This is a genomic window from Streptomyces sp. NPDC012825, assembly GCF_042900925.1.
Lineage (GTDB): Bacteria > Actinomycetota > Actinomycetes > Streptomycetales > Streptomycetaceae > Streptomyces.
Genome location: NZ_JBIBBZ010000001.1, coordinates 480,365 through 502,284 on the forward strand (window position 1 = coordinate 480,365; position 21,920 = coordinate 502,284).

Consider the following 21,920-nt stretch of genomic DNA (forward strand, 5'->3'; position numbering starts at 1 on the left):
GCCCGCTACTCCCGGACCCCGAAGCCCGCCCGCAGCGGCTTCGGCAGGAGGTCGTTGCAGGCCAGCCGGCCCGCGTGGGTGAGGGCGTCGTCGCGGCACTCGTAGAAGTCGCGGTAGACGAGCTGCATGGTGAAGCCGCCCGCCACGATCGCCAGGGCCACGGCCGAGGCGACCAGACCGCTGATCGCGGCCGTCCGCATCGCCCGCGCCGGGGCGGCCACCGGGGCGCCCTGCCCCGGAGTCCGTCCCGAGGGCCGGGACGCCGGCTGTGACGTCGACGACGCCGCACCGGCCCCGTCGGCCGCGCCGGTCCCGTCCGCCGCCCCCTGCCCGCCCTGCTTCGGCCCGGTCCGCAGCGAGCTGATCCCCCAGTAGAGGCCGAGGGCGCCGAGGAGCAGCGCCAGCTCCGGGATCTCGAAGAGGGCGAAGAAGAACCCCCACATGCCGGCGAGGATCGCGTACCGCGCCCGCCGCTGCGCCGGGTCCGTCGGGTCCCAGCGGAGCCCCGGGCCGCGCCCGGACCCGCCCTGCCCCGGCCCGCCGGGGCCGCCGCCCTGGCCGCCCTGGCGCTCGGGTCCCCGGCCGAAGCCGTCTTGGGAGGGGCCCGGCTGGCGCGGGCTCCAGCGGCCGTCGGACGGGCCCCGGGCGTCCGGGTTCCCGGACGCGTCGTCGTCCGGGCCCTCCGGCCGCCGCGGCTGCCACGGCTGATCCGGCCGCCCCTCGGGCGGCGGCGCGAACGGGTTGTTGTCGTCCGTGGACTGGCGTTCCGGCATCTGCTGAACGTCTTCCCTCTGTCGTCTCGACCACGGCCGCACCCGTGGTCTCCGCTGCTGTCTCGTACTGCTCGGCAACCGCTCCGTGCCGCCCAGTCCTTCTCGTACCGCTTCGTACCGCTTCTTCGTGCTCCGCGCCGTCCCGTCCGCGTACGTCCGCGTACGTCGGTGACTCGTCCGCCGTCCGTCCGCCGCGCCGTCCGGCCCCCCGGCCCGGCCCCGGTCCGCGACCGGTCCGGCGCGCGTCCGGCGTCGGACCCTGACGCTACCGCCCTGCTCCGCCCCCGTCCCGCGGGGGCCGTCCGGTGTGCCGGTATCGTTGCTGACGGTCGAGCCATTCGTAGGGTTCCCCGTATCGAGCGGCACGATTCGTTCGTACGACCGCACAAACACCACGGAAAGAGTGACCCAGTGGCTGCCGCCCGCCTCGTCGTCCTGGTCTCCGGTTCCGGTACCAACCTTCAGGCCCTCCTCGACGCCGTCGCCGCCGACCCCGCGTACGGCGCCGAGATCGTCGCCGTCGGCGCCGACCGCGACGGGACCGTCGGGCTGGAGCGGGCCGAGCGCGCGGGGCTCCCCACCTTCGTGTGCCGGGTGAAGGACCACGCGAGCCGCGAGGAGTGGGACCGCGCCCTGACGGAGGCCACCGCCGCGTACGAGCCCGACCTCGTCGTCTCGGCCGGCTTCATGAAGATCGTCGGCAGGGAGTTCCTCGCCCGCTTCGACGGCCGGGTCGTCAACACCCACCCGGCCCTGCTGCCCAGTTTTCCCGGTGCCCACGGGGTGCGTGACGCCCTCGCCTACGGCGCGAAGGTCACCGGGTGCACCGTCCACTTCGTCGACGACGGCGTCGACACCGGCCCGATCATCGCCCAGGGCGTGGTCGAGGTGCGGGAGACGGACGATGAAGCCGCTCTGCACGAGCGCATCAAGGAAGTCGAGCGCTCGCTGCTCGTCGACGTCGTGGGGCGTCTCGCCCGGCACGGCTACCGCATTGAGGGACGAAAGGTTCATGTCGGTGAACACGGACACCGTTAAGCCCATCCGCCGCGCGCTGGTCAGCGTCTACGACAAGACGGGGCTCGAAGAGCTGGCCCGCGGCCTGCACGAGGCCGGTGTCGAGCTCGTCTCCACCGGCTCCACCGCCGGGAGGATCGCCGCGGCCGGCGTTCCCGTCACCAGGGTCGAGGAGCTGACCGGCTTCCCCGAGTGCCTGGACGGGCGCGTCAAGACCCTCCACCCGCGCGTGCACGCCGGCATCCTCGCCGACCTGCGCCTGGAGTCGCACCGCGAGCAGCTCGCCGAGCTCGGCGTGGAGCCGTTCGACCTGGTCGTCGTGAACCTCTACCCGTTCCGCGAGACGGTCGCCTCCGGCGCCACCCCGGACGAGTGCGTCGAGCAGATCGACATCGGCGGCCCGTCCATGGTCCGCGCCGCCGCGAAGAACCACCCGTCCGTGGCGATCGTCACCAGCCCGGAGCGGTACGGCGACGTGCTCGCCGCCGTCCGGTCCGGCGGCTTCGACCTGACCGCCCGCAAGCGGCTCGCCGGCGAGGCCTTCCGGCACACCGCCGCGTACGACGTGGCCGTCGCCTCCTGGTTCGCCGCCGACTACGCCGCCGCCGACGACAGCGGCTTCCCGGACTTCCTGGGCGCCACGTACGAGCGGAAGAACGTCCTGCGGTACGGCGAGAACCCGCACCAGGGCGCCGCCCTCTACGTCGACGGCACCGGCGGCCTCGCGGAGGCCGAGCAGCTGCACGGCAAGGAGATGTCGTACAACAACTACACGGACACCGACGCCGCGCGCCGGGCCGCGTACGACCACGACGAGCCCTGCGTCGCGATCATCAAGCACGCCAACCCGTGCGGCATCGCGATCGGCGCCGACGTAGCCGAGGCCCACCGCAAGGCGCACGCCTGCGACCCGCTGTCCGCGTTCGGCGGCGTCATCGCCGTCAACCGCCCGGTGACGGTCGAGCTGGCCGAGCAGGTCGCGGAGATCTTCACCGAGGTCATCGTCGCCCCGGGCTACGAGGACGGCGCGGTCGAGGTCCTGGCCAGGAAGAAGAACATCCGCGTGCTGCGCGCCGAGGGCGCCCCGGCCAACCCGGTCGAGGTCAAGCCGGTCGACGGCGGAGCCCTCCTCCAGGTCACCGACCGCCTCCAGGCCGACGGCGACGACCCGGCGCACTGGACCCTCGCCACCGGCGACGCCCTGTCCGCCGAGGAGCTGGCCGAGCTGTCCTTCGCCTGGAAGGCCTGCCGCGCGGTCAAGTCCAACGCGATCCTGCTCGCCAAGGACGGCGCCTCGGTCGGCGTCGGCATGGGCCAGGTCAACCGCGTCGACTCCGCGAAGCTGGCCGTCGAGCGGGCGGGCGAGGAGCGGGCGCGCGGCGCGTACGCCGCCTCCGACGCCTTCTTCCCCTTCCCGGACGGCCTGGAGATCCTGACCGCGGCCGGCGTGAAGGCGGTCGTGCAGCCCGGCGGCTCGGTCCGCGACGAGCAGGTCGTCGAGGCGGCGGCCGAGGCCGGCGTGACGATGTACTTCACGGGCACCCGCCACTTCTTCCACTGACGCGCGGCCGCGCGACGCGGACGGCCCGCCGACCTCCCCGGGAGGCGGCGGGCCGTCCGCGTCGCGCCGGCGGACCGGCCGGTCGAACGGTCTCTGTTCTAATGGGTTGCTCTTCTGTCGGCCGCTGGTAATGGGGGCGTGATGCTGGACGTAGGGAACAAGTCCCCCGAGGAGGCCGTCGAAGGCGCCGAGGGCGCCGACGCCGGGGTTCCGGCCGTCGCCGTCGCCGTCCCCGCTCCCGCGAGCGCCCCGGACGCCCCGGACGCCCCGGACGCCGTCGGCACCGAGGCCCCCGCCGGTCTCGCGCCCGCCCCCCTCCGCCCGTACCTGATCGTCGCGGGCGTCCTGTGCGCCCTCTACTTCCTGTACTCCTGGGTGCAGTACGCGTACTTCCGGACCCCCTCCTGGGACCTCGGGATCTTCGGGCAGTCCGTCCGCGCGTACGCCGAGTTCCGCGCGCCGGTCGTCGACATAAAGGGGCCCGGTTTCCCGATCCTCGGGGACCACTTCAGCCCCGTCACCGCCCTGCTCGCACCGCTGTACTGGATCTGGCCCTCACCGGTCGCCCTGCTCTTCGCGCAGGCCGCGCTCTTCGCCGCCTCGTCCGTCGTCGTCGGGCGCACCGCGCAGCAGGTGCTCGGCAGCCGGGCCGCCGGCATCGGGCTCGCGATCGCGTACGGGCTCTCCTGGGGGCTCCAGGAGGCGGTGAAGTCCGACTTCCACGAGATCGCCTTCGCCGTCCCGCTGCTCGCCCTGGCCTGCCGGGCGCTGGTCCTCGGCCGCTGGACCGCGGCCGCGGCCTGGTCGGCCCCGCTGGTCCTGGTCAAGGAGGACATGGGGCTCACCGTCGCCATGGTCGGCGCGGTCCTCTTCCTCAAGGGCAGCAGGCGGCTCGGCGCCGCCCTGGCCGGCTTCGGCGTCGCCGCCTTCGCCCTCACGGTCCTCGTCCTGATCCCGGCGGCGAGCAGCCTCGGCCAGTACGACTACTGGTCCAAGATCGAGAAGACGGGCGAGGGGGCCGACACCTCCTTCGGCCAGATCGTCGGCGACGCCCTCGCCTCGGGCGAGCGCTGGGAGATGGTTCTCCACCTCCTCGCCGTCACCGGCTTCCTCGCCCTGCGCTCCCCGCTGGTCCTGCTCGTCCTGCCGACCCTGGGCTGGCGGTTCCTCTCCCAGGACCCCCATCACTGGGGCATGCACTGGCACTACAGCGCGATCCTCATGCCGGTCGTCCTGCTGGCCCTCGTGGACGGCGCCCGCGCGGTGCGCACCTCGCCGCGCGCCTGGCTCGTCTCGTACGGGAGGGTCGTCGTCCCGGTGGCGACGGCGGTCGCGCTCGTCCTCGCCGCGAACCTGCCGCTGCGGGAGCTCCTGAGGCCGGAGACGTACCGGGCGGACGCGCGGGTCGCGCAGGCGCGGGAGGCGCTGGCGGCGGTGCCGGAGGGGACGAGCGTGGAGACCGACGTCTCCCTCCTCGCCCACATGACGGCGGACCACCGGGTCTACTGGGCCGGGACCTCTCAGGACGTCGACCCCGACTACCTGGTCTACGACCTGCGCGGCTGGTCGCAGCAGGTCTCGGACCCGGCGGCGCTGGCTTCGCAACTGCACCCGCGGGCCCGCTACGAGCTCACGCACCGCTCGGAGGGATTCGCGGTCCTGAAGCGGCGGTGACACGCGCCGGTGACGCACGGCGGTGACGAGCGCGAACGGGGAGGCCCCGGGCATCGACCGATACCCGGGGCCTCCCGCACGGAACGGCGCCGACGTGATGTCAGCCGTTCTCCTTGACGACCAGCGTGCTGCACACCTTGTCCGCGAAGGTCTGCTTCTTGGAGTCCCAGATCGGCCAGAGGTAGCCGATGTAGCAGGCGATGCCGTCCAGGAAGTGCGCCAGCTGGCGGACGAACGCCATGCCGAAGCCGAGCGGACGGCCGTCCGACTCGCGCAGCGTCCGGGTGCCGACGGCCTTCTTGCCGATCGTCTGGCCGGTCGCGCCCTCCTTGTAGATCTGGAAGAAGAACATGAAGATCAGGTAGACGAGGCCGACCAGGCCGAGGATCGCCCCGAGGCCGCTCTCGCCGCTGCCGTCGCTCATCGCGACGCCTATCCCGAGCAGCACGTAGTACGGCAGCAGGATGACGGCGAGGTCGATCAGCCGGGAGAGGAAGCGCCAGCCCCAGTGAGCCAGCGGCGGGACGTTGCCGTAGCCGCCCGCGCCCGGGTAGCCGCCGCCGTACGGCGAGACCGGCGGGGCGGCCGGGTAGCCGTAGCCCTGCTGCGGCGGGACGCCCTGCGGAGCCTGCTGCGGGTAGCCGTAACCGGGCTGCTGGCCCTGCGGGTAGCCGTAGCCGGGCTGCTGGCCCTGGCCCTGGCCCTGACCCTGACCGTAGGGGTTGTTCGGGTCGCCGAAGCTCATCGCGGGATTCCTCCGTGAATTTCTCTGTGCGGGGACGTCGCGGCCCGCGCGGAGGACTTTCACAGCGTTTGAGCGGATTTCCCCCCGGCACTTTCCGCGGTACTGCGCCGATCATCGTCGTTGCAAGGTCGACTTTTTGTCCAGTCGATACGGCACGGAGTTGTGCAAGTGCAACCTTCCGTTCCACGGCCCGGAACCCTCGGTACGCGCGAATTGGAAGAAGGCGGGGGCGATCCGGGAAGATGGCTCCATGAGCGCCCAGATTCTCGATGGCAAGGCCACCGCAGCCGCGATCAAGTCCGATCTGACCGTCCGTGTGGCGGCCCTCAGGGAGAAGGGCGTCACGCCCGGACTCGGCACCGTCCTCGTCGGCGACGACCCGGCCAGCCAGAAGTACGTGGCCGGGAAGCACCGCGACTGCGCGGAGGTCGGCCTCGCCTCCATCCAGCGCACGCTGCCCGGCACCGCCACCCAGGAGGAGATCGAGGCGGTCGTGCGGGAACTCAACGAGGACCCGGCCTGCACCGGCTACATCGTGCAGCTCCCGCTGCCCGAGGGCATCGACGAGAACCGCGTCCTGGAGCTGATGGACCCGGAGAAGGACGCGGACGGGCTGCACCCGACCAACCTGGGCCGCCTGGTGCTCAACGAGCCCGCCCCGCTGCCCTGCACGCCCAACGGCGTCATCACCCTGCTCCGCCGCCACGGCGTCGAGATCAACGGCGCCGAGGTCGTGGTCGTCGGGCGCGGCGTCACCATCGGGCGCTCGATGCCGCTGCTGCTCACCCGCCGCTCCGAGAACGCGACCGTGACCCAGTGCCACACCGGCACCCGGGACCTCGCGGCGCACCTGCGGAACGCCGACATCGTCGTGGCGGCGGCCGGCGTGCCGCACCTGATCAAGCCCGAGGACGTGAAGCCGGGCGCGGCCGTCCTCGACGTCGGCGTCTCGCGCAACGCCGAGGGGAAGATCGTCGGCGACGTGCACCCGGGCGTCGCCGAGGTCGCCGGCTGGATCTCCCCGAACCCGGGCGGAGTGGGCCCGATGACCCGCGCGCAGCTCCTCGTCAACGTCGTCGAGGCCGCGGAGCGCGCGGCCGCGGCGCTCTGACGTGCCGTCCGGGAGCCTCCGGATGCGACGCGGACCACGACGGCCGCCCACCGTCACCACCGACACCGCGCGCCCCGAGGGCGGCGGGCGCGCCGCGCCCGGCGCCGCCCCGGCGCCCGCGCGCCAGTGGCCGCTGCTCACGGTCCTCTGTGTCGCCGGGGCCGGACTGCTCGTGGTGGGCACGGACGCGTTCTCGCAGGCCTTCCGCGTGGGGACGATCCTGATCGGGGCCGCGCTCCTGCTCGGCGCCGTGATGCGGCGGACGGTGCCGTCCGTGGGCATGCTGGCGGTCCGGTCCCGCTTCACCGACATGATCACGTACGGGGTGATGGGCGGCCTGATCGTGCTGCTCGCGCTCATGGTGCAGCCGCATCCCTGGCTGCGGATCCCGTTCCTGGAGGACATCCTCCACCTGACGGTGACGTAGGCGCCGGCCCCGGTCCCGCACGCGGCGCCCGCCCTCTCCCCCGTGGGAGGGCGGGCGCCGTCGTGATCAAGGGTCACGGACGCGCCGACGCCGGTTCAAGGCCCGTCGGCGCGCTGTGGCACGGAAGTGACCATTCCGGTACGTCGTCCCGCGAGCTGGGCGCGCGTCGCCCCCGGAACTGCCATCCTTCGACGTGGCGGACGAGGCAGGGACGAACGCAGGGGACGAGGGGGCCGCACATGCCCGGCTGGAAGGCGCTTCCGGAGGAACTCGACCCGGAGGTGCGCGCGTTCACGGAGCGGATCCGGCGGCTGATCGACCGCAGCGGCCTGGGCGTGACGGCCGTCGCCGAGCGCACCGGACACGAACGGTCCGCGTGGGACGCGTACCTGAACGCCCGTCGGCCCGCCCCGCGAAGCGCGGTGATCGCCCTCGCGGAGACGACCGGCGCGGACCCGGCCGACCTCACGGCCCGCTGGGAACGAGCACGGAGCCGCTTCGCACCGGAGGAGGGCACGCGCGCGGGGGGACCGGAGACCGTGTTCCCGCGCGGGAGGGGCCTGTACGGCGGTGCTCCCGAGGTCCCGGACAGGGGCGCTCCCCGGGGCCCGGCGACCGAGGCGCAGGGCTCCGGCGGTTTCGAAGCCCCCGGCGGTCCCGACGGTCTTGGCGGACCCGAACGCCCCGGCGGACCCGAACATCCCGGCGACGACCACACCATGCGGATCCGGCGCCTCGACCCGACGGCCCCACCGGCCCCCATCCCCATCCCCATCCCCGTCCCCGCACCCGCTCCCACCCCCCGGCCCCGCCGAACCACCGTGCTCCTCTACGTCGCCGGGATCCTCGGCGCCCTGCTCGTCGTCACCGCCGCCCTGCTCCTCGTCGACCTGGGCGGCGGCGACGGGGCGGACGGCGGTGCGGACGGGCGCGCGACCGCGCCGCCCACCACCCCCGCCCCGAGCCCCACGCCCCGTACCGAACTCCCCGCGGGGGTGAAGTGCTCCGGCGCCGACTGCGCCGGGCGGGACCCCGAGGCCATGGGGTGCGGCGGGCCCCTCGCCGTCACCCTCGCCCGCGTCCGCGTCGGCACCGCCGGCGTCGAGGTCCGCCACAGCGCCGCCTGCGCGGCCTCCTGGGCCCGGATCACCGGCGCCGCCCCCGGCGCCACCGTCTCCGTCGAGGTCGCGGGCGCGACCGAGCGCGCCACCGTCCCCGGGGACGCCGACACGACGGCGGCGGAGACCGACGCGTACACCCCGATGCTCGCCGTCGCCCCGGGCGCGTCCGCACGCGCCTGCGGCACCCTCGCGGACGGCACCGGGGGCTGCACGGCGGGCCGGTAGGACGGCCCGCGCGGACGGGTGGCAGTGAGCCGCACCACAAGGGGGTGGGGATTCAGGAGGGTCCGGGTCGGATAGCCTGACCGCTGGATATCTCTTCACGTCGAGACACCGATCGATCAAGAGGGGTATCCCGCACCAGGGGCAGGGACCCCCACCGCCAGCTGTCTTACGGAGATCGCCATGACCCGCACTCCCGTGAATGTCACCGTGACCGGCGCGGCCGGCCAGATCGGCTACGCGCTGCTCTTCCGCATCGCCTCCGGCCACCTGCTCGGCGCGGACGTGCCGGTCAAGCTGCGCCTCCTCGAGATCCCGCAGGGCGTCAAGGCCGCCGAGGGCACCGCCATGGAGCTCGACGACTGCGCGTTCCCGCTGCTCAAGGGCATCGACATCTTCGACGACCCGACCCAGGGCTTCGAGGGCGCCAACGTCGCGCTGCTCGTCGGCGCCCGCCCCCGCACCAAGGGCATGGAGCGCGGCGACCTGCTCGCGGCCAACGGCGGCATCTTCAAGCCGCAGGGCAAGGCCATCAACGACCACGCCGCGGACGACATCAAGGTCCTCGTCGTCGGCAACCCGGCCAACACCAACGCCCTGATCGCCCAGGCCGCCGCCCCGGACGTCCCGGCCGAGCGCTTCACCGCGATGACCCGCCTGGACCACAACCGCGCGCTGTCGCAGCTCGCCGCCAAGACCGGCGCCTCGGTGGAGGACATCAAGCGCCTCACCATCTGGGGCAACCACTCCGCGACCCAGTACCCGGACGTCTTCCACGCGGAGATCGCCGGCAAGAACGCCGCCGAGGTCGTCGACGACGAGGCGTGGCTGGCCGACACCTTCATCCCGACCGTCGCCAAGCGCGGCGCCGCGATCATCGAGGCCCGTGGCGCGTCCTCCGCCGCCTCCGCCGCGAACGCCGCCATCGACCACGTCCACACCTGGGTCAACGGCACCGCCGAGGGCGACTGGACCTCCATGGGCGTCCCGTCGGACGGCTCCTACGGCGTCCCCGAGGGCCTCATCTCCTCCTTCCCCGTCACCACCAAGGACGGCACGTACGAGATCGTCCAGGGCCTGGAGATCAACGACTTCTCCCGCGCCCGCATCGACGCCTCCGTGCAGGAGCTCGCCGAGGAGCGCGACGCGGTCCGCGAGCTCGGCCTCATCTGAGCCCGCCCCTCCCGCACTTCCGGCGCCCCCGGCCCGTACGACCGACCGTACGGACCGGGGGCGCCGTTTTTCCCGGCGGGCAACTGCCGCCTCCCCTATGCTGTGCCACCGGCTCCCGGTCAACTCCACGGGAGCACAGGACAGTTCCACACCACGGGGGAGCCTTGGCGCAGTCGTTCGTACCCCAGCAGCCCGGACAGCCACCCAGTACGCCACCGTCCGGGCCCCCGGTGCCCGGGGCCTCACCGGGCACCCACCCGTCCGCCAGCGAGGCGACCCGGCTGCTCTGCGCCGGCACGTACCTCGACGACGGCTTCCGCGACGAGGTCATCGACCAGCTCTACGTCCACGAGGAGCGCTTCGCCGCCCCCTCCCTCGGCTACGACGCGAGCCGCGTCCTCGCCCACGCGCTGCGCGCCCGCCGCGTCGAACTCGGCTGGGCCGCCGCGATCCTGGCGCTCTGGATCGTCGCGTTCCCGCTCACCAAGGGCCTGGTCGTCCTCCTCGTCGTGCCCTTCCTGGTGCTCGGGACCGCCCGCTGGATCCGCGGCCGGGCCGCCACCGCCGCCACCCCGGTGTACCGCCTCGTCCCCGCCTTCGTGCTGCGCTGGTACGGACGGTTCATGCTCTTCCAGGGCGCGGTGTTCCTCCTGCTGCTCGCCCTCGGCGACGAGCAGGACCGTTGGGAGCTCCTCGGCGACCTCTCCGAGGCGGGCGGGTTCCTCGGCGCCCTGGCGCTGCTCGCCGCCGAGGAGGTGTGGGGCGTCGGCCGGCTGGAGGCGTGGATCGCGATCGCGGTGCCGCTGCTCGTGGCCTGGGCGGTGGCCGTCCAGCGCGGCCAGTTCGCCCGCGCGCTCACCCAGGAGCTCTCCCGGGAGCGCTTCCCCGACCAGCGCGCCGACCCGGCCGAGCAGGCCGAGGGCGCCCGCTCCCGCAGGCTGCGCGACCGCATCCGGATCGAACAGCACGCGCGGCTCATCATGTACGGGGCGGACGACCCGTTCTGCGGCGCCGGCGAACCGTACGAGCCCTGGTCGCTCTCCATCGAGCTGCGGCCCCGCAAGGACCTCGACGGCAAGGCGCCCGAACCGCTCGACAACAGCGCCATCATGCGGCACGTCGTCCCGCTCGTGGAGGCGCTGCGCGTGCCCTCCCCGCACGGTTCGCCGCAGATCCGGGCGGCCGTACGGGACCGGCTGCGCGAGCTCGAGATCGACGAGGTCGTCTTCCTGCCCGTCGACGGGCTCCCGGACCGCACCGCCGCCCCGTACACCCCCGAGGGCTTCGAGGCGCACCGCTCGGGCTCCATCGAGGAGGGCGGCGAGACCCGCCGCCACTTCCTGCGCGTCCGGGTCGGCGGCTGGGGCGAGGAGATCGTCACCACCGTCTTCGTCCGCGTCCACACGCAGGGCGGCATGCTGATGCTGGAGGTCGCCCCGCACGTCCTGCGTCCGGTGAAGCCCCTCTACCGGCACGCCGACCGGATCGCCCACCGCTACCGGCACAACCACCACTTCGGCAAGGCCGTCTGGGCCCTCGGCCAGACCCCGCGCTCCGCCGGGCAGGCCCTCGTCACCCTCTGGCGCTCGCTCCGCCACGCCTGGCGGCTGCTCACCGCGGGCCACGCCCGCGCGCTGCCCGAGGGGCCGGAGGTCTCGGTCCGCGAGCTCGGCTCCGACGACGAGGCCTCCCTGTTCCAGGAGATGGACGTCAGCCGCTACCTGAAGAGCGTCCAGGACCGGGTCGCGAACGGCGTGACGGTCGCGCTCCGCGAAGCCGGCTACGAGACCGCCGAGTTCGAGCAGAAGATCGTCCACGTGGCCGAGGGCGGCACGTTCATCGAGAACACCAAGGGCAACGTGACCCTCGGCCACCACAACACCGTCACCAACAAGACCTTCACCACCTCGACGCCCGGAGGCAACCGTGGCTGACACCGACAACACCCCGCGCCGCGACGGCATCCAGGTCTCCAACACCGGCGGCAACGTCACCATCGGCGACCACAACACCGTCACCAGCACCGTGACCGGGAACCAGCCGGCCCGCGACCCCCTCCAGGAGGAGCTGCTCCTGGCGATCCGGCGCCTCCGCGCCGACCTGGGCGGTGTCGTCGCCTCCGAGCAGACGGCCGCCCTGGACGCCGAACTCTCCGACGCCGAGGGCGAGATCGAGGGCACGGGAGGCGCGGGCACCGTCCGCCTCACCCGCCTCCGCCGCGCCCTCGCGGACGCCGGAGCCGTGACCGGCATCCTCGCCTCGGGCGTGGCCGTGGGCCAGGCCGTCGGCGCGCTCCTCGGAGGATGAGATGAGCGGGTACGGGGGAGGCGGGGGCGGCGGGGCCCGCTGGAACGACGAGACGCAGAGCTGGGAGACGGGCGCCCCGGCGCCCGCGCCCGGACCCGTCGGCGGGGGCGGCCCGCTCCTCCCGCCGCCTCCGCCGCCGACCGCGCCGGAGTACGGACCGGGCCCGGGACCGGGCCCGGACCCGGCATACGGCCCGGAGCACACCCTCACCCACGAGACGCGCCACGGCCCCCGATACGTACCGGAGACGGGCGGCTGGGAGTACGCGCCGCCCCCGCCCCCGCCGCCCCGGTCCTCCGCGCGGACGGCGGTCGTGGCCGGGGTGGTCGCGGCGGTCCTGGCGGCGGGCTCCGTCGGCGGCTGGCTGCTCTGGGGCGGGGACGACGGGAGGGCCCCGGCGGCGGGCCCGCCGGCCTCGGCGTCGGACCCGGTCTCGGACCCGACCTCGGACCCGGCCCCGGAGGAGCCGACGGATCAGTCCTCCGGCACGGCCTCCCCCACCCCCACGGACGGCGTGCCCCCGCCCGGCTACCGGACGGTGGAGGACCGCAAGAGCTTCACGATCGCGATCCCCGAGGACTGGAACCGCACCGAGTCCGACCAGGGCGTCTTCTACAACGCGCCGGACGGCCGGAGCCTCCTCCAGGTCTTCGTGGTCACCGAGGCCGGCCTGACGCCCTACGAGGCCCTGCGCGGGACCTCGCGGGACGGCGCGGCGAACAAGCCCGGCTACGAGGAGATCAGCCTCGAACGGGTCACCGGCGAACCGGACGCCCCGGCGGACACCGTCGAGCTGGTGTACGCGTACGACCGCGACGGGGGCCGCCGCAAGGTGGTCGACCGGGCCTTCACGGCGCCGGACGGCAACCACTACGCGATCCTGGCCGCGGGCCCGGAGGAGGACTGGCCGAAGCAGCGCGAAGTGCTCCGGGTGGCGCTGGAGTTCTTCGAGCCGGGCCCGTACTGAGCCCGGGGGCGCCTACGGGGCGCCTACGGGGCGGGCGGGGCGTAGTGGCCGGGCGTCATCCGGGTGGTGACGCCGATCCGGTTCCAGGCGTTGATGGCGACGATCCCGGCGATCACCCGGGCCAGCTCGGTCTCGTCGAAGTGCGCGGCGGCGAGCGCGTACACCTCGTCGGGCACGAAGCCGTCGGTGAGGACGGTGACGGCCTCGGTCAGGGCGAGCGCCGCGAGCTCCCGCTCGGTGTAGAAGTGCCGGGACTCCTCCCAGGCGGAGAGCTGGACGATCCGCTCGACGCTCTCGCCCTCCGCGAGGGCGTCCTTGCTGTGCATGTCCACGCAGAACGCGCAGTGGTTGATCTGGGAGGCCCGGATCTTGATCAGGTGGTAGAGAGTGGGGTCGACGCCCTTGGCGGCGGCCGCCTCCAGGCGGATCATCGCCAGGTAGAACTCGTGGGCCCGTTCGGCGAAGGGCATCCGGGGCGCGTGCTCGTGGGCGCGTCCGGTGGTGACGGCGGTGTGCGTACTGGTCATGAAGCCCACCGTAGGAGCCGGTTGGCGCAGGGGTATGGTCCATTTCCATGGGGAACGACTGGGCCACTTTCGGGGCCGACCTCCACCTGGAACTCCGGGGGGCGCGCCTGCGCGCGGGGCTCATGGACGCCCTGCGGGAGGCGGTGCGCAGCGGGCGCCTGGCGGCGGGGACCCGGCTGCCGTCCTCCCGCTCGCTCGCCGCCGACCTCGGCACGGCCCGCAACACGGTCGCCGACGCGTACGCCGAGCTGGTCGCCGAGGGCTGGCTGACCGCCCGGCAGGGCTCGGGCACGCGGGTGGCCGACCGCACGGAACCCCGGGACCGCCCGCGCCACCGGCCCCTCGCCACCCCTCCGGTCACGGCCACCCCCGTCCACAACCTCAAGGCGGGCGCCCCCGACCTCGCCTCCTTCCCCCGCGCCGACTGGCTCAAGGCGTACCGGCGGGCGCTCACCACCGCCCCCGACGAGGCCTTCGGGTACGGGGACCCGCGCGGCCGGCCCGAACTGCGCACCGCGCTCGCCGAGTACCTGGCCCGCGCGCGGGGCGTGCACGCCCGGCCCGAACGGATCGTGGTCTGCGCGGGGTTCGCGCACGGCCTGACGCTGCTCGGACAGACGCTGCGGGGCCGGGGGGTGCGGGACGCGGCCGTGGAGGCGTACGGCCTGGAGATCCACGCGGACGTCCTGACCCGGGCGGGCCTGGGCACCCCCCTCCTCCCCCTGGACGAACGGGGCACGGACGTAGGGCGGTTGTCGTCCCTCCCCGACTGCGGAGCGGTCCTGATGACGGCGGCCCACCAGTTCCCGCTCGGCGGGGCCCTGCCCCCGGACCGGCGGGCGGCCGTCGTCGACTGGGCGCGGGCGTCGGGCGGCCTCGTCCTGGAGGACGACTACGACGGCGAGTTCCGCTACGACAGGCAGCCGGTGGGGGCCCTCCAGGGCCTCGACCCGGAGCGGGTCGTGTACCTCGGCACCGCGAGCAAGTCCCTCGCGCCCGGCCTGCGCCTCGCGTGGATGGTCCTGCCGGAGGACATGGTGGACGAGGTGACGGCGCTGAAGGGGGCCGTGGAGCGGGCGTCGAGCGCGCCGGACCAGCTGGCGTTCGCGGAGTTCCTGCGCTCGGGGGCGTACGACCGGCACGTCCGGGCGATGCGGCTGCGCTACCGGCGCCGCCGCGACCAGCTCATGGCGGCGGTGGCGGCGCACGCGCCGGGGACCCGGGTCGGCGGCATCGCGGCCGGCCTGCACGCCGTCCTCACCCTCCCCCCGGGCACCGAACGCCCCACCCTGCGAACGGCCGCCCACCACGGCCTCGCCGTCCAGGGCGTCTCCCACTACCGCCGCCCCACGGCCCCCCCGGCCCCGGACGGCCTCGTCGTCGGCTACGCCACCCCGTCGGACAGCGCGTGGCCGGGGGCGCTGGAGACACTGTGCCGGGTGCTGCCGTGAGGGGACCGGCGCCCGGAGGGGTTCCTCGGTCCGCCTCCGTGGGGGTCTCCTCCGTCCGCACTCCTGGCACGGCCCCTCCTTGTCAGGCCCTCCCTGACGCCTTTACCCTGCTTGTCAGGGGTGGCCTGACGGACGGCCGCCGGTGGAGGAGGGTTCGCGATGCTCGCCGAAACGACGGACCGCGACGGCCGGGCGTGCTCGTTCTGCGCCAGGCCCGAGGCGGAGGTGACCAAGCTGGTCACCGGTCCCGGAGTGAACATCTGCACCGAGTGCGTGGACCTGGCCGCCTCGATCGTCGCCGAGTACCGCCCGGGCCCGACCGAGCTGCGGATGCCGATGTGGGGCGAGCTGACCGATGCCGAGATGCTGGAGCGGCTGCCCCGGGTCGCGGCGCTCGCCGACCAGGTCGAGGCCGACCTGCGCATGTGGGTCACGGAACTCCGGCGTCGTGGTGCGACCTGGGCCAGGGTCGGCCAGGCCTTGGGCATCACCCGCCAGTCGGCCTGGGAACGGTTCTCCGGGGAGGAGTGACCGGGGGTGGCGGGCGCGCCTCCCCGGCGCGCCGTCCCCGCCGGGTCCCGTCACTCCCGCGTACGGCCGGAACCGTCGCCGCGCCGCCCGTCGAGGATCCCCCAAGCCGCCCGCACGAGGTGCGCGTTGTCCTTCGCCGGTGAGCCGTCGGGCAGGGTCAGTACGTCCTCCAGGCCGATCCTGGTGTCCAGGCCCAGGCCGGCCGCCACGCGCAGGACGGGCCAGGCGCCGTCGTCCTCGCCGTGCAGCAGCAGAGGGGCCGTGAGGTCGTCCCCCAGTTCCCGCAGCAGGGTCGTGGCCGTTGCCGCCGCCGTGGCCGGGTCGGTGTCGGTCACCTCGGCCAGCACGCGCAGCACCCGGTGGGCCGACGGCCAGGCGCGGAACCGGCGGGCGCCCCCGGTGCCCGACCAGACGCCGGCCTCGACGCCGATGCCGCGCTCCAGCAGCGCGTCGGCCACCGGCTCGGCCCCCTCCTCGTGCCAGTTCACCGAGGCGTGGTCGGGCAGGACCGTCCAGGACCGGATCAGCTCGACCCGCTTTCCCGGGTCCGGCACCGCCCAGGCCCCGGTGGTGACCCCGACCCGCACCCCGCCCGGCACGGCGGCGCGCACCGCGTCCACCGCTCCGGCGATCGCCCCGGGCTCCAGCGAGTCGAGGCCGTCGGCCCCTCTGGGGTGGAGGTGGAGGTCCTCCGCTCCGGCCTCCACCGCCCGTACGGCCTCGGCCGCCAACTCGGCCGGGGTCACCGGGATGTGACGGCCCTCGTCCCGGCTCCGCATTCCGTTCAGGCACACCTGCAACATGGACCGCACTCTGCCAGACACCGTCGCCGCCCTTCCCGGGCCGCGCGCGGCAGGGCGTGCCGTCCGGAGAGGTGGGCGCGGATGCCGTACGGGACTACGGCGTAAGCGCGTTCGGCCAGGTGTCGTCGTACGAGGGGGATCGAGCCTGTGGGTCCGCAGGTCCGTGGTTCGTGCCCCCGTGCCCCGCGTCCCCATAGGACCGCGGGTCCGTACACGTCCGGCGCGCCGGAGTCCGTCAGCGCGGGCGCTCCCCGCACTCCGCCGGGAACAGGACCGCGCCCGGCGGCAGTTCGTCCGGGTGGCGGGCGCGCACCCGCAGGCACGCCTCGGGGGAGTCGTCCTCGGGCGGGTACGCGAGGGTGAGGCCGTCCAGCGCGGTGACGTCCCCGCCGTGGTGCATCTCCGCCGCGTGCACGCCTTCCGGGAAACGGCCCGCCAGGACGCCGAAGGCCGCCGTGCCGTCGCCGTCGGCGACGCACTCGTGCACCTCGAAGCGCCAGTGCGCGGCCGCGTCGGCCAGCAGCGACCTGCCCCTCCTGTCCGGGCCGGTGAGGAAGTCGGCGTGGGCGCGCAGGTGGTGGGCGAGGGCGCAGCAGAGCGGGACCCCGGTGCCACCGGGGGCGGTCACCCGCGTGTATCCGGCGTGCGGGTGGAACGACAGGGCCTCGTCGAGGAGCACGAGCGCGGTGTCCCTCGCCGCCGGACGGCCCCGCCGGGCGATGTCCAGGAGCGGCGGGGCCGCGGTCACGGCCGCCGGGAACACCGAGCCGCTGTGGTCGTGGACGATTCCGCCGCAGCCGAGCAGTGACCCGGCCTCCGCCGCCCGTACCGGGTCCGCCGCCCCGGAGAGGACCCGCAGGCCGCGGGCGACGCGATCCGGTTCGTACCACCCGGGAGGGCCCGGTATCGCGGCCCAGTCCACCGTTTCCGTCTCCTCCGGCACGGTCGGATCCTCGCACGTGGCCGCCCGCAAGGCGGACGCCGTGCCGTGACGGATGGCTGAAGCAAACGCACAAATCATCCCGAGGAGCACGAAACGGCTCCACGGCTCGCGGCCGGACAGGACCGGACTGGACTGGCGGTCGCGGCATGTGTGACCGTGAGGCGCGCGGCCGAGGGGATCGCGTCCGCGAAGGGGGAGGGTGACAGACATGCGGAGGCTGAGGTCGAGCACGGTGGTGCTCGGCGGCATGGGCGTGCTCGCGGCGACGATCACGGCGTGCGGTTCCGAACCGGACAAGCGGTGCGTGGACCGGCTGACCCGGGAACAACTGCCCCGTTACGAGTGCGAGAGCGGGAGCGGGAACAGCAGCGGCACCCCCCGCGGCACGTACTACTACGGCGGGTCCGTCAGCGACAGGAAGGTGAGCGGCGGCAGCTTCGACAAGACCGCCGTCGACAGCGGCGGCTTCGGCTGCTCCGGCACCGGCGGCGGCTGAGGCGGGCCGGAAGCATGCAACGCCACACCGTCGAACCCCGCCCGGACTGGCAGCGGACCGTCGAGGAGCAGGGGCTCGTCTATCCGCTCACCCGCCACCCGGACGGCTCCCTGCGCCCGTACTGGGACGAGAGCGCGTACTACTCCTTCTCCCTGCCCGAGGTCGAGGCGCTGGAGGAGGTCGTCGAGGAACTGCACGCGATGTCCCTCGCCGCCGCCGCGCACATCGTGGAGAAGGAACGTTTCGCGGAGCTGGGGATCACCGATCCCCGACTGGCCGGCCTGATCGCCGAGTCCTGGCGGCGGCGCGACGAACTCCCCTCGATCTACGGGCGGTTCGACCTGCGGTACGACGGCACCGGGCCGGCCAGGATGCTGGAGTACAACGCCGACACCCCCACCTCCCTCGTGGAGGCCGCGAGCCCGCAGTGGTTCTGGATGGAGGAGCGGTTCCCCGGCGCCGACCAGTGGAACTCCCTCCACGAGCGGCTCGTCGACGCCTGGAAGCGGCAGGCCCACCTGCTGCCGCCCGGCCCCGTCCACTTCGCGCACTCGGACGGCGACGAACTCGGCGAGGACCTGATGACGGTCGCGTACCTGCGCGAGACCGCCCAGCAGGCCGGTCTGGAGACCGAGGCGCTCTCCGTCGAGCAGATCGGCTGGGACCGGCTCTCGGGCCGCTTCGTCGACGACCGGCTCCGTTTCCTCCGCAGCTGCTTCAAGCTCTACCCGTGGGAGTGGCTGACCACCGACCGCTTCGGCCCGCACGTCCTGGACACCCTCGACAACGGCGGCGGCACCGGCACCACCTGCTGGATCGAGCCCGCCTGGAAGATGCTGCTCTCCAACAAGGCGCTGCTCGCGATCCTGTGGGAGCTGTACCCGGGCCACCCCAACCTGCTGCCCGCCTACCTCGACGGACCGCGCGAACTCGCCACCACCACCGGCTGGGTCGCCAAACCGCTGCTCGGCCGCGAGGGCGAGGGCGTCACCCTGCACGAGGCCGGCACGGAACCCCTCGTACGGGACGGGGAACCCCGCTGCTACCAGGGCCTCGCCCCGCTGCCCGACTTCGACGGCAACCGGGTGGTCCTCGGCGCGTGGGTCGTCGAGGACGAGGCGGCGGGCCTCGGCATCCGGGAGTCGGCGGGCCCCGTCACCGACGAGTACGCCCGCTTCCTGCCGCACGTGATCCTCTGACCGCCGCCCCGCCCCGGGACCGGGCGGGTCCCCTCAGCCCGCCAGCACCCCCCTCAGCTGCTCCAGACCCCAGTCCAGGTCCTCCTTCGCGATCACCAGCGGCGGGGCGATCCTGATCGTCGAGCCGTGGGTGTCCTTCACCAGGACCCCCCGGTCGAGCAGCCGCTCCGAGATCTCCCGGCCCGTGCCCTTCGACGGGGCGACGTCCACGCCCGCCCACAGCCCGCGCCCCCGCACCGCCTCCACCGCGCCGCCGCCCACGAGCAGCCCCAGCTCGGCGTGGAGGTGGTCGCCCAGCTCCGCCGCCCGCTCCTGGTACTCGCCCGTCCGCAGCATCGCGATCACCTCCAGGGCCACCGCGCAGGCCAGCGGGTTCCCGCCGAAGGTCGACCCGTGCTCGCCCGGCCGGAAGACCCCGAGCACGTCCCGGTCGGCCACCACCGCCGACACCGGCACCACCCCGCCGCCCAGCGCCTTCCCGAGCAGGTACACGTCCGGCACCACGCCCTCGTGGTCGCACGCGAACGTCCTCCCCGTACGGCCCAGACCCGACTGGATCTCGTCCGCCACGAACAGCACGTTCCGCCGGCGGGTCAGCTCCCGCACCCCCGGCAGGTAGCCGGCCGGCGGCACCAGGACCCCCGCCTCGCCCTGGATCGGCTCCAGGAGCACCGCCACCGTGTTCTCCGTGACCGCCGCCTCCAGGGCCGTCAGGTCCCCGTACGGCACGATCTCGAACCCCGGCGTGTACGGCCCGAAGTGGTCCCGCGCCTCGTGGTCCGTGGAGAAGCTCACGACCGTCGTCGTCCGGCCGTGGAAGTTGTTCGCCGCCACCACGATCTTCGCGTGTCCGTCCGGCACGCCCTTCACCTCGTACCCCCACTTCCGGGCCGTCTTCACGGCCGTCTCCACCGCCTCCGCCCCCGTGTTCATCGGCAGCACCGCCTCCTTGCCGCACAGCTCCGCGAGCCGCGCGCAGAAGTCGGCGAACCGGTCGTGGTGGAAGGCCCGCGAGGTCAGCGTCACCCGCTCCAGCTGGGCCTTCGCCGCGTCGATCAGACGCCGGTTGCCGTGCCCGAAGTTGAGCGCCGAGTACCCGGCGAGCAGATCGAGGTACCGACGCCCCTCGACGTCGGTCATCCAGGCGCCGTCCGCCGAGGCGACGACGACCGGAAGGGGGTGGTAGTTGTGGGCGCTGTGCGCCTCCGCGGAAGCGATCGCGTCTTCTGTCCTCGACACGGGATCTCCGTTCGTCCTGCGGCCCGGGGTGGATGTGCCCCCTTTCCCTATCGTCGCTCGCATGCCGGACGGGGAAACCTCCGACACGGCCGGACCGCTACCCTGACGGCACGCACGGCGACTGGCGTACGGGGAAGCGACCCCGGGGGAGTCGTGCGCGGCAGACCACACGAGGCGCCGCCCGCCTGGGCGTCCCGGGACCGAAGTCCCGCGTGGCGCCGCGCCTCACGCAGTGCCCCGGGACCCCGCCCACGCCCGGAGGACACCACCGTGACCACCACCGAAGCCACCGTCACCGAAGCCGCCGTCACCGGCGCCCACCCCGCCCTCTCCGCCGCCGACCCCGAACTCGCCGCCCTCGTCGGCGCCGAGGAGCGGCTCCAGGCCGACACCCTGCGCCTCATCCCCAGCGAGAACTACGTCTCCGCCGCCGTCCTCGAAGCCTCCGGCACCGTCCTCCAGAACAAGTACAGCGAGGGCTACCCCGGCCGCCGCTACTACGAGGGCCAGCAGAACATCGACAAGGTCGAGACCCTCGCCGTCGAGCGCGCCAAGGCCCTCTTCGGCGTCGACCACGCCAACGTCCAGCCCTACTCCGGCTCCCCGGCCAACCTCGCCGTGTACCTCGCCTTCGCCGAGCCCGGCGACACCGTCATGGGCATGGCCCTGCCCATGGGCGGCCACCTCACCCACGGCTGGGGCGTCTCCGCCACCGGTTCGTGGTTCCGGGGCGTCCAGTACGGCGTACGCCGGGACACCGGGCTCGTCGACCTCGACGAGGTCCGCGACCTGGCCCTGAAGGAGCGCCCGAAGGTCATCTTCTGCGGCGGCACCGCCCTGCCCCGCACCATCGACTTCGCCGCCTTCGGCGAGATCGCCCGCGAGGCCGGCGCCGTCCTCGTCGCCGACGTCGCCCACATCGCGGGCCTGATCGCGGGCGGCGCCCACCCGTCCCCGGCCGGGCACGTGGACGTGATCTCCACGACCACCCACAAGACCCTGCGCGGCCCGCGCGGCGCCATGCTGCTGTCCCGCGAGGAGCACGCCAGGGCCCTCGACCGGGCCGTCTTCCCCGGCCTCCAGGGCGGCCCGCACAACCAGACCACCGCCGCCATCGCCGTCGCCCTGCGCGAGGCCGCCCTGCCCTCCTTCCGCGCCTACGCCCACGCCGTCGTCGCCAACGCGAAGGCCCTCGCCGAGGCGCTCCTCGCCCGCGGCTTCGACCTGGTCTCCGGCGGCACCGACAACCACCTGATCCTGATGGACCTCACCCCCAAGCAGGTGCCGGGCAAGACCGCCGCCAAGGCCCTCGACCGGGCCGGCGTCGTCGTCAACTACAACACCGTCCCCTACGACCCCCGGAAGCCCTTCGACCCCTCCGGCATCCGCATCGGCACCCCCGCCCTCACCTCCCGCGGCCTCGGCACCGCGCACATGCCGCTGGTCGCGGAGTGGATCGACCGGGGCGTCACGGCCGCCGGCCGGGGCGACGAGGAGGCCCTCGCCGCGATCCGCGCCGAGGTCGCCGGCCTCATGGCCGCCTTCCCGGCCCCGGGCCTGCCCGTCTGACCCGGTGATCCCCGCAGGGGCGCGGACCGGCGCGCGCACTGTGTTCCTGGTCTCATCCGCCACG

21 protein-coding genes are annotated in these 21,920 nt (G+C 74.1%); 15 read left to right on the plus strand and 6 right to left on the minus strand.

Going from position 1 to position 21,920, the window contains the following annotated elements; genetic code table 11:
- Positions 1-5: 5 nt before the first annotated feature.
- Positions 6-773 carry a hypothetical protein gene (locus tag ACFY7E_RS02400; RefSeq protein WP_389479791.1) on the minus strand — a complete coding sequence of 256 codons (768 nt, stop codon included), beginning with the start codon at positions 771-773 and terminating at the stop codon, positions 6-8.
- Positions 774-1,184: 411 nt separating this feature from the next.
- On the opposite strand from ACFY7E_RS02400, the gene purN reads away from it, so the two are divergent.
- The 3 genes from purN (at position 1,185) to ACFY7E_RS02415 (ending at position 5,025) form a co-directional block, all read left to right on the plus strand.
- On the plus strand, positions 1,185-1,811 hold the full coding sequence (gene purN, locus ACFY7E_RS02405; protein WP_389479793.1) for a phosphoribosylglycinamide formyltransferase: 627 nt from the start codon (positions 1,185-1,187) through the stop codon (positions 1,809-1,811).
- Positions 1,786-3,351, plus strand: coding sequence for a bifunctional phosphoribosylaminoimidazolecarboxamide formyltransferase/IMP cyclohydrolase (purH, locus tag ACFY7E_RS02410; protein ID WP_389479795.1), 1,566 nt, complete (start codon positions 1,786-1,788; stop codon positions 3,349-3,351). The genes purN and purH overlap by 26 nt, the downstream gene beginning before the upstream one ends.
- A gap of 141 nt (positions 3,352-3,492) precedes the next feature.
- Complete coding sequence (locus ACFY7E_RS02415; RefSeq protein WP_389479797.1) at positions 3,493-5,025, plus strand: DUF2079 domain-containing protein; 1,533 nt, start codon at positions 3,493-3,495, stop codon at positions 5,023-5,025.
- 100 nt (positions 5,026-5,125) lie between these two features.
- On the opposite strand, the gene ACFY7E_RS02420 is transcribed toward ACFY7E_RS02415, so the two are convergent.
- Positions 5,126-5,770, minus strand: coding sequence for an RDD family protein (locus tag ACFY7E_RS02420; protein WP_389479799.1), 645 nt, complete (start codon positions 5,768-5,770; stop codon positions 5,126-5,128).
- Positions 5,771-6,020: 250 nt separating this feature from the next.
- Here ACFY7E_RS02420 and ACFY7E_RS02425 point away from each other — a divergent pair, with 250 nt between their 5' ends.
- From ACFY7E_RS02425 to ACFY7E_RS02455, 7 genes are all read left to right on the plus strand, one after another.
- Positions 6,021-6,881, plus strand: coding sequence for a bifunctional methylenetetrahydrofolate dehydrogenase/methenyltetrahydrofolate cyclohydrolase (locus ACFY7E_RS02425; protein ID WP_389479801.1), 861 nt, complete (start codon positions 6,021-6,023; stop codon positions 6,879-6,881).
- Positions 6,882-6,903: 22 nt separating this feature from the next.
- On the plus strand, positions 6,904-7,308 hold the full coding sequence (locus ACFY7E_RS02430; protein ID WP_383447438.1) for a DUF3017 domain-containing protein: 405 nt from the start codon (positions 6,904-6,906) through the stop codon (positions 7,306-7,308).
- A 239-nt stretch (positions 7,309-7,547) separates the two neighbouring features.
- The gene (locus ACFY7E_RS02435; protein ID WP_389479804.1) at positions 7,548-8,654 is read left to right on the plus strand and encodes a DUF2690 domain-containing protein; all 1,107 of its coding nucleotides are present in this window, start codon (positions 7,548-7,550) and stop codon (positions 8,652-8,654) included.
- A 180-nt stretch (positions 8,655-8,834) separates the two neighbouring features.
- Entirely contained in the window at positions 8,835-9,824 is a 990-nt protein-coding gene (locus ACFY7E_RS02440; protein ID WP_389479807.1) for a malate dehydrogenase, read from the plus strand.
- A 230-nt stretch (positions 9,825-10,054) separates the two neighbouring features.
- A complete protein-coding gene (locus ACFY7E_RS02445; protein ID WP_389479809.1) occupies positions 10,055-11,758 on the plus strand; it encodes a hypothetical protein in 1,704 nt (567 codons plus the stop codon).
- Positions 11,751-12,131 carry a hypothetical protein gene (locus ACFY7E_RS02450; protein WP_389479811.1) on the plus strand — a complete coding sequence of 127 codons (381 nt, stop codon included), beginning with the start codon at positions 11,751-11,753 and terminating at the stop codon, positions 12,129-12,131. Before ACFY7E_RS02445 ends, ACFY7E_RS02450 begins: the two co-directional genes overlap by 8 nt.
- A 1-nt stretch (position 12,132) precedes the next feature.
- The gene (locus tag ACFY7E_RS02455; protein ID WP_389479813.1) at positions 12,133-13,098 is read left to right on the plus strand and encodes a hypothetical protein; all 966 of its coding nucleotides are present in this window, start codon (positions 12,133-12,135) and stop codon (positions 13,096-13,098) included.
- 23 nt (positions 13,099-13,121) lie between these two features.
- Here ACFY7E_RS02455 and ACFY7E_RS02460 read toward each other — a convergent pair whose 3' ends face one another.
- Entirely contained in the window at positions 13,122-13,625 is a 504-nt protein-coding gene (locus ACFY7E_RS02460; RefSeq protein WP_389479815.1) for a carboxymuconolactone decarboxylase family protein, read from the minus strand.
- 47 nt (positions 13,626-13,672) lie between these two features.
- Here ACFY7E_RS02460 and ACFY7E_RS02465 point away from each other — a divergent pair, with 47 nt between their 5' ends.
- Together ACFY7E_RS02465 and ACFY7E_RS02470 are read left to right on the plus strand one after the other, a co-directional pair.
- Positions 13,673-15,076 carry a PLP-dependent aminotransferase family protein gene (locus ACFY7E_RS02465; protein ID WP_389479817.1) on the plus strand — a complete coding sequence of 468 codons (1,404 nt, stop codon included), beginning with the start codon at positions 13,673-13,675 and terminating at the stop codon, positions 15,074-15,076.
- Between the two features lie 159 nt (positions 15,077-15,235).
- Complete coding sequence (locus ACFY7E_RS02470) at positions 15,236-15,607, plus strand: ClpX C4-type zinc finger protein (RefSeq protein ID WP_389479819.1); 372 nt, start codon at positions 15,236-15,238, stop codon at positions 15,605-15,607.
- Positions 15,608-15,657: 50 nt separating this feature from the next.
- Here the strand turns inward: ACFY7E_RS02470 and ACFY7E_RS02475 are convergent, their stop codons facing one another.
- Complete coding sequence (locus ACFY7E_RS02475) at positions 15,658-16,410, minus strand: 3-keto-5-aminohexanoate cleavage protein (RefSeq protein ID WP_389479821.1); 753 nt, start codon at positions 16,408-16,410, stop codon at positions 15,658-15,660.
- Between the two features lie 235 nt (positions 16,411-16,645).
- Positions 16,646-17,353: a hypothetical protein gene (locus ACFY7E_RS02480; RefSeq protein ID WP_389479823.1), complete on the minus strand. Its 708-nt coding sequence runs from the start codon at positions 17,351-17,353 to the stop codon at positions 16,646-16,648.
- 208 nt (positions 17,354-17,561) lie between these two features.
- Between ACFY7E_RS02480 and ACFY7E_RS02485 the strand changes: the two genes are divergently transcribed.
- Together ACFY7E_RS02485 and ACFY7E_RS02490 are read left to right on the plus strand one after the other, a co-directional pair.
- On the plus strand, positions 17,562-17,849 hold the full coding sequence (locus ACFY7E_RS02485; RefSeq protein ID WP_389479825.1) for a hypothetical protein: 288 nt from the start codon (positions 17,562-17,564) through the stop codon (positions 17,847-17,849).
- Between the two features lie 14 nt (positions 17,850-17,863).
- Positions 17,864-19,048, plus strand: a complete 1,185-nt coding sequence (locus ACFY7E_RS02490; RefSeq protein WP_389479827.1) for a glutathionylspermidine synthase family protein — start codon at positions 17,864-17,866, stop codon at positions 19,046-19,048.
- 33 nt (positions 19,049-19,081) lie between these two features.
- On the opposite strand, the gene rocD is transcribed toward ACFY7E_RS02490, so the two are convergent.
- Positions 19,082-20,287 carry an ornithine--oxo-acid transaminase gene (rocD, locus tag ACFY7E_RS02495; protein ID WP_389479830.1) on the minus strand — a complete coding sequence of 402 codons (1,206 nt, stop codon included), beginning with the start codon at positions 20,285-20,287 and terminating at the stop codon, positions 19,082-19,084.
- Positions 20,288-20,557: 270 nt separating this feature from the next.
- Between rocD and glyA the strand changes: the two genes are divergently transcribed.
- Positions 20,558-21,856, plus strand: a complete 1,299-nt coding sequence (gene glyA, locus ACFY7E_RS02500) for a serine hydroxymethyltransferase (protein ID WP_389479832.1) — start codon at positions 20,558-20,560, stop codon at positions 21,854-21,856.
- Positions 21,857-21,920 lie beyond the last annotated feature (64 nt).

Bases quoted from the DNA above. Each gene is read 5' to 3' on its own strand.
- purH (WP_389479795.1), top strand. From the start codon at position 1,786: ATGTCGGTGAACACGGACACCGTTAAGCCCATCCGCCGCGCGCTGGTC.
- ACFY7E_RS02455 (WP_389479813.1), top strand. From the start codon at position 12,133: ATGAGCGGGTACGGGGGAGGCGGGGGCGGCGGGGCCCGCTGGAACGAC.
- ACFY7E_RS02465 (WP_389479817.1), top strand. From the start codon at position 13,673: ATGGGGAACGACTGGGCCACTTTCGGGGCCGACCTCCACCTGGAACTC.
- ACFY7E_RS02460 (WP_389479815.1), bottom strand. From the start codon at position 13,625: ATGACCAGTACGCACACCGCCGTCACCACCGGACGCGCCCACGAGCAC.
- ACFY7E_RS02475 (WP_389479821.1), bottom strand. From the start codon at position 16,410: ATGTTGCAGGTGTGCCTGAACGGAATGCGGAGCCGGGACGAGGGCCGT.
- ACFY7E_RS02400 (WP_389479791.1), bottom strand. From the start codon at position 773: ATGCCGGAACGCCAGTCCACGGACGACAACAACCCGTTCGCGCCGCCG.
- ACFY7E_RS02415 (WP_389479797.1), top strand. From the start codon at position 3,493: ATGCTGGACGTAGGGAACAAGTCCCCCGAGGAGGCCGTCGAAGGCGCC.
- ACFY7E_RS02420 (WP_389479799.1), bottom strand. From the start codon at position 5,770: ATGAGCTTCGGCGACCCGAACAACCCCTACGGTCAGGGTCAGGGCCAG.
- ACFY7E_RS02490 (WP_389479827.1), top strand. From the start codon at position 17,864: ATGCAACGCCACACCGTCGAACCCCGCCCGGACTGGCAGCGGACCGTC.
- ACFY7E_RS02430 (WP_383447438.1), top strand. From the start codon at position 6,904: ATGCGACGCGGACCACGACGGCCGCCCACCGTCACCACCGACACCGCG.
- ACFY7E_RS02485 (WP_389479825.1), top strand. From the start codon at position 17,562: ATGCGGAGGCTGAGGTCGAGCACGGTGGTGCTCGGCGGCATGGGCGTG.
- ACFY7E_RS02435 (WP_389479804.1), top strand. From the start codon at position 7,548: ATGCCCGGCTGGAAGGCGCTTCCGGAGGAACTCGACCCGGAGGTGCGC.
- ACFY7E_RS02440 (WP_389479807.1), top strand. From the start codon at position 8,835: ATGACCCGCACTCCCGTGAATGTCACCGTGACCGGCGCGGCCGGCCAG.
- ACFY7E_RS02470 (WP_389479819.1), top strand. From the start codon at position 15,236: ATGCTCGCCGAAACGACGGACCGCGACGGCCGGGCGTGCTCGTTCTGC.
- ACFY7E_RS02425 (WP_389479801.1), top strand. From the start codon at position 6,021: ATGAGCGCCCAGATTCTCGATGGCAAGGCCACCGCAGCCGCGATCAAG.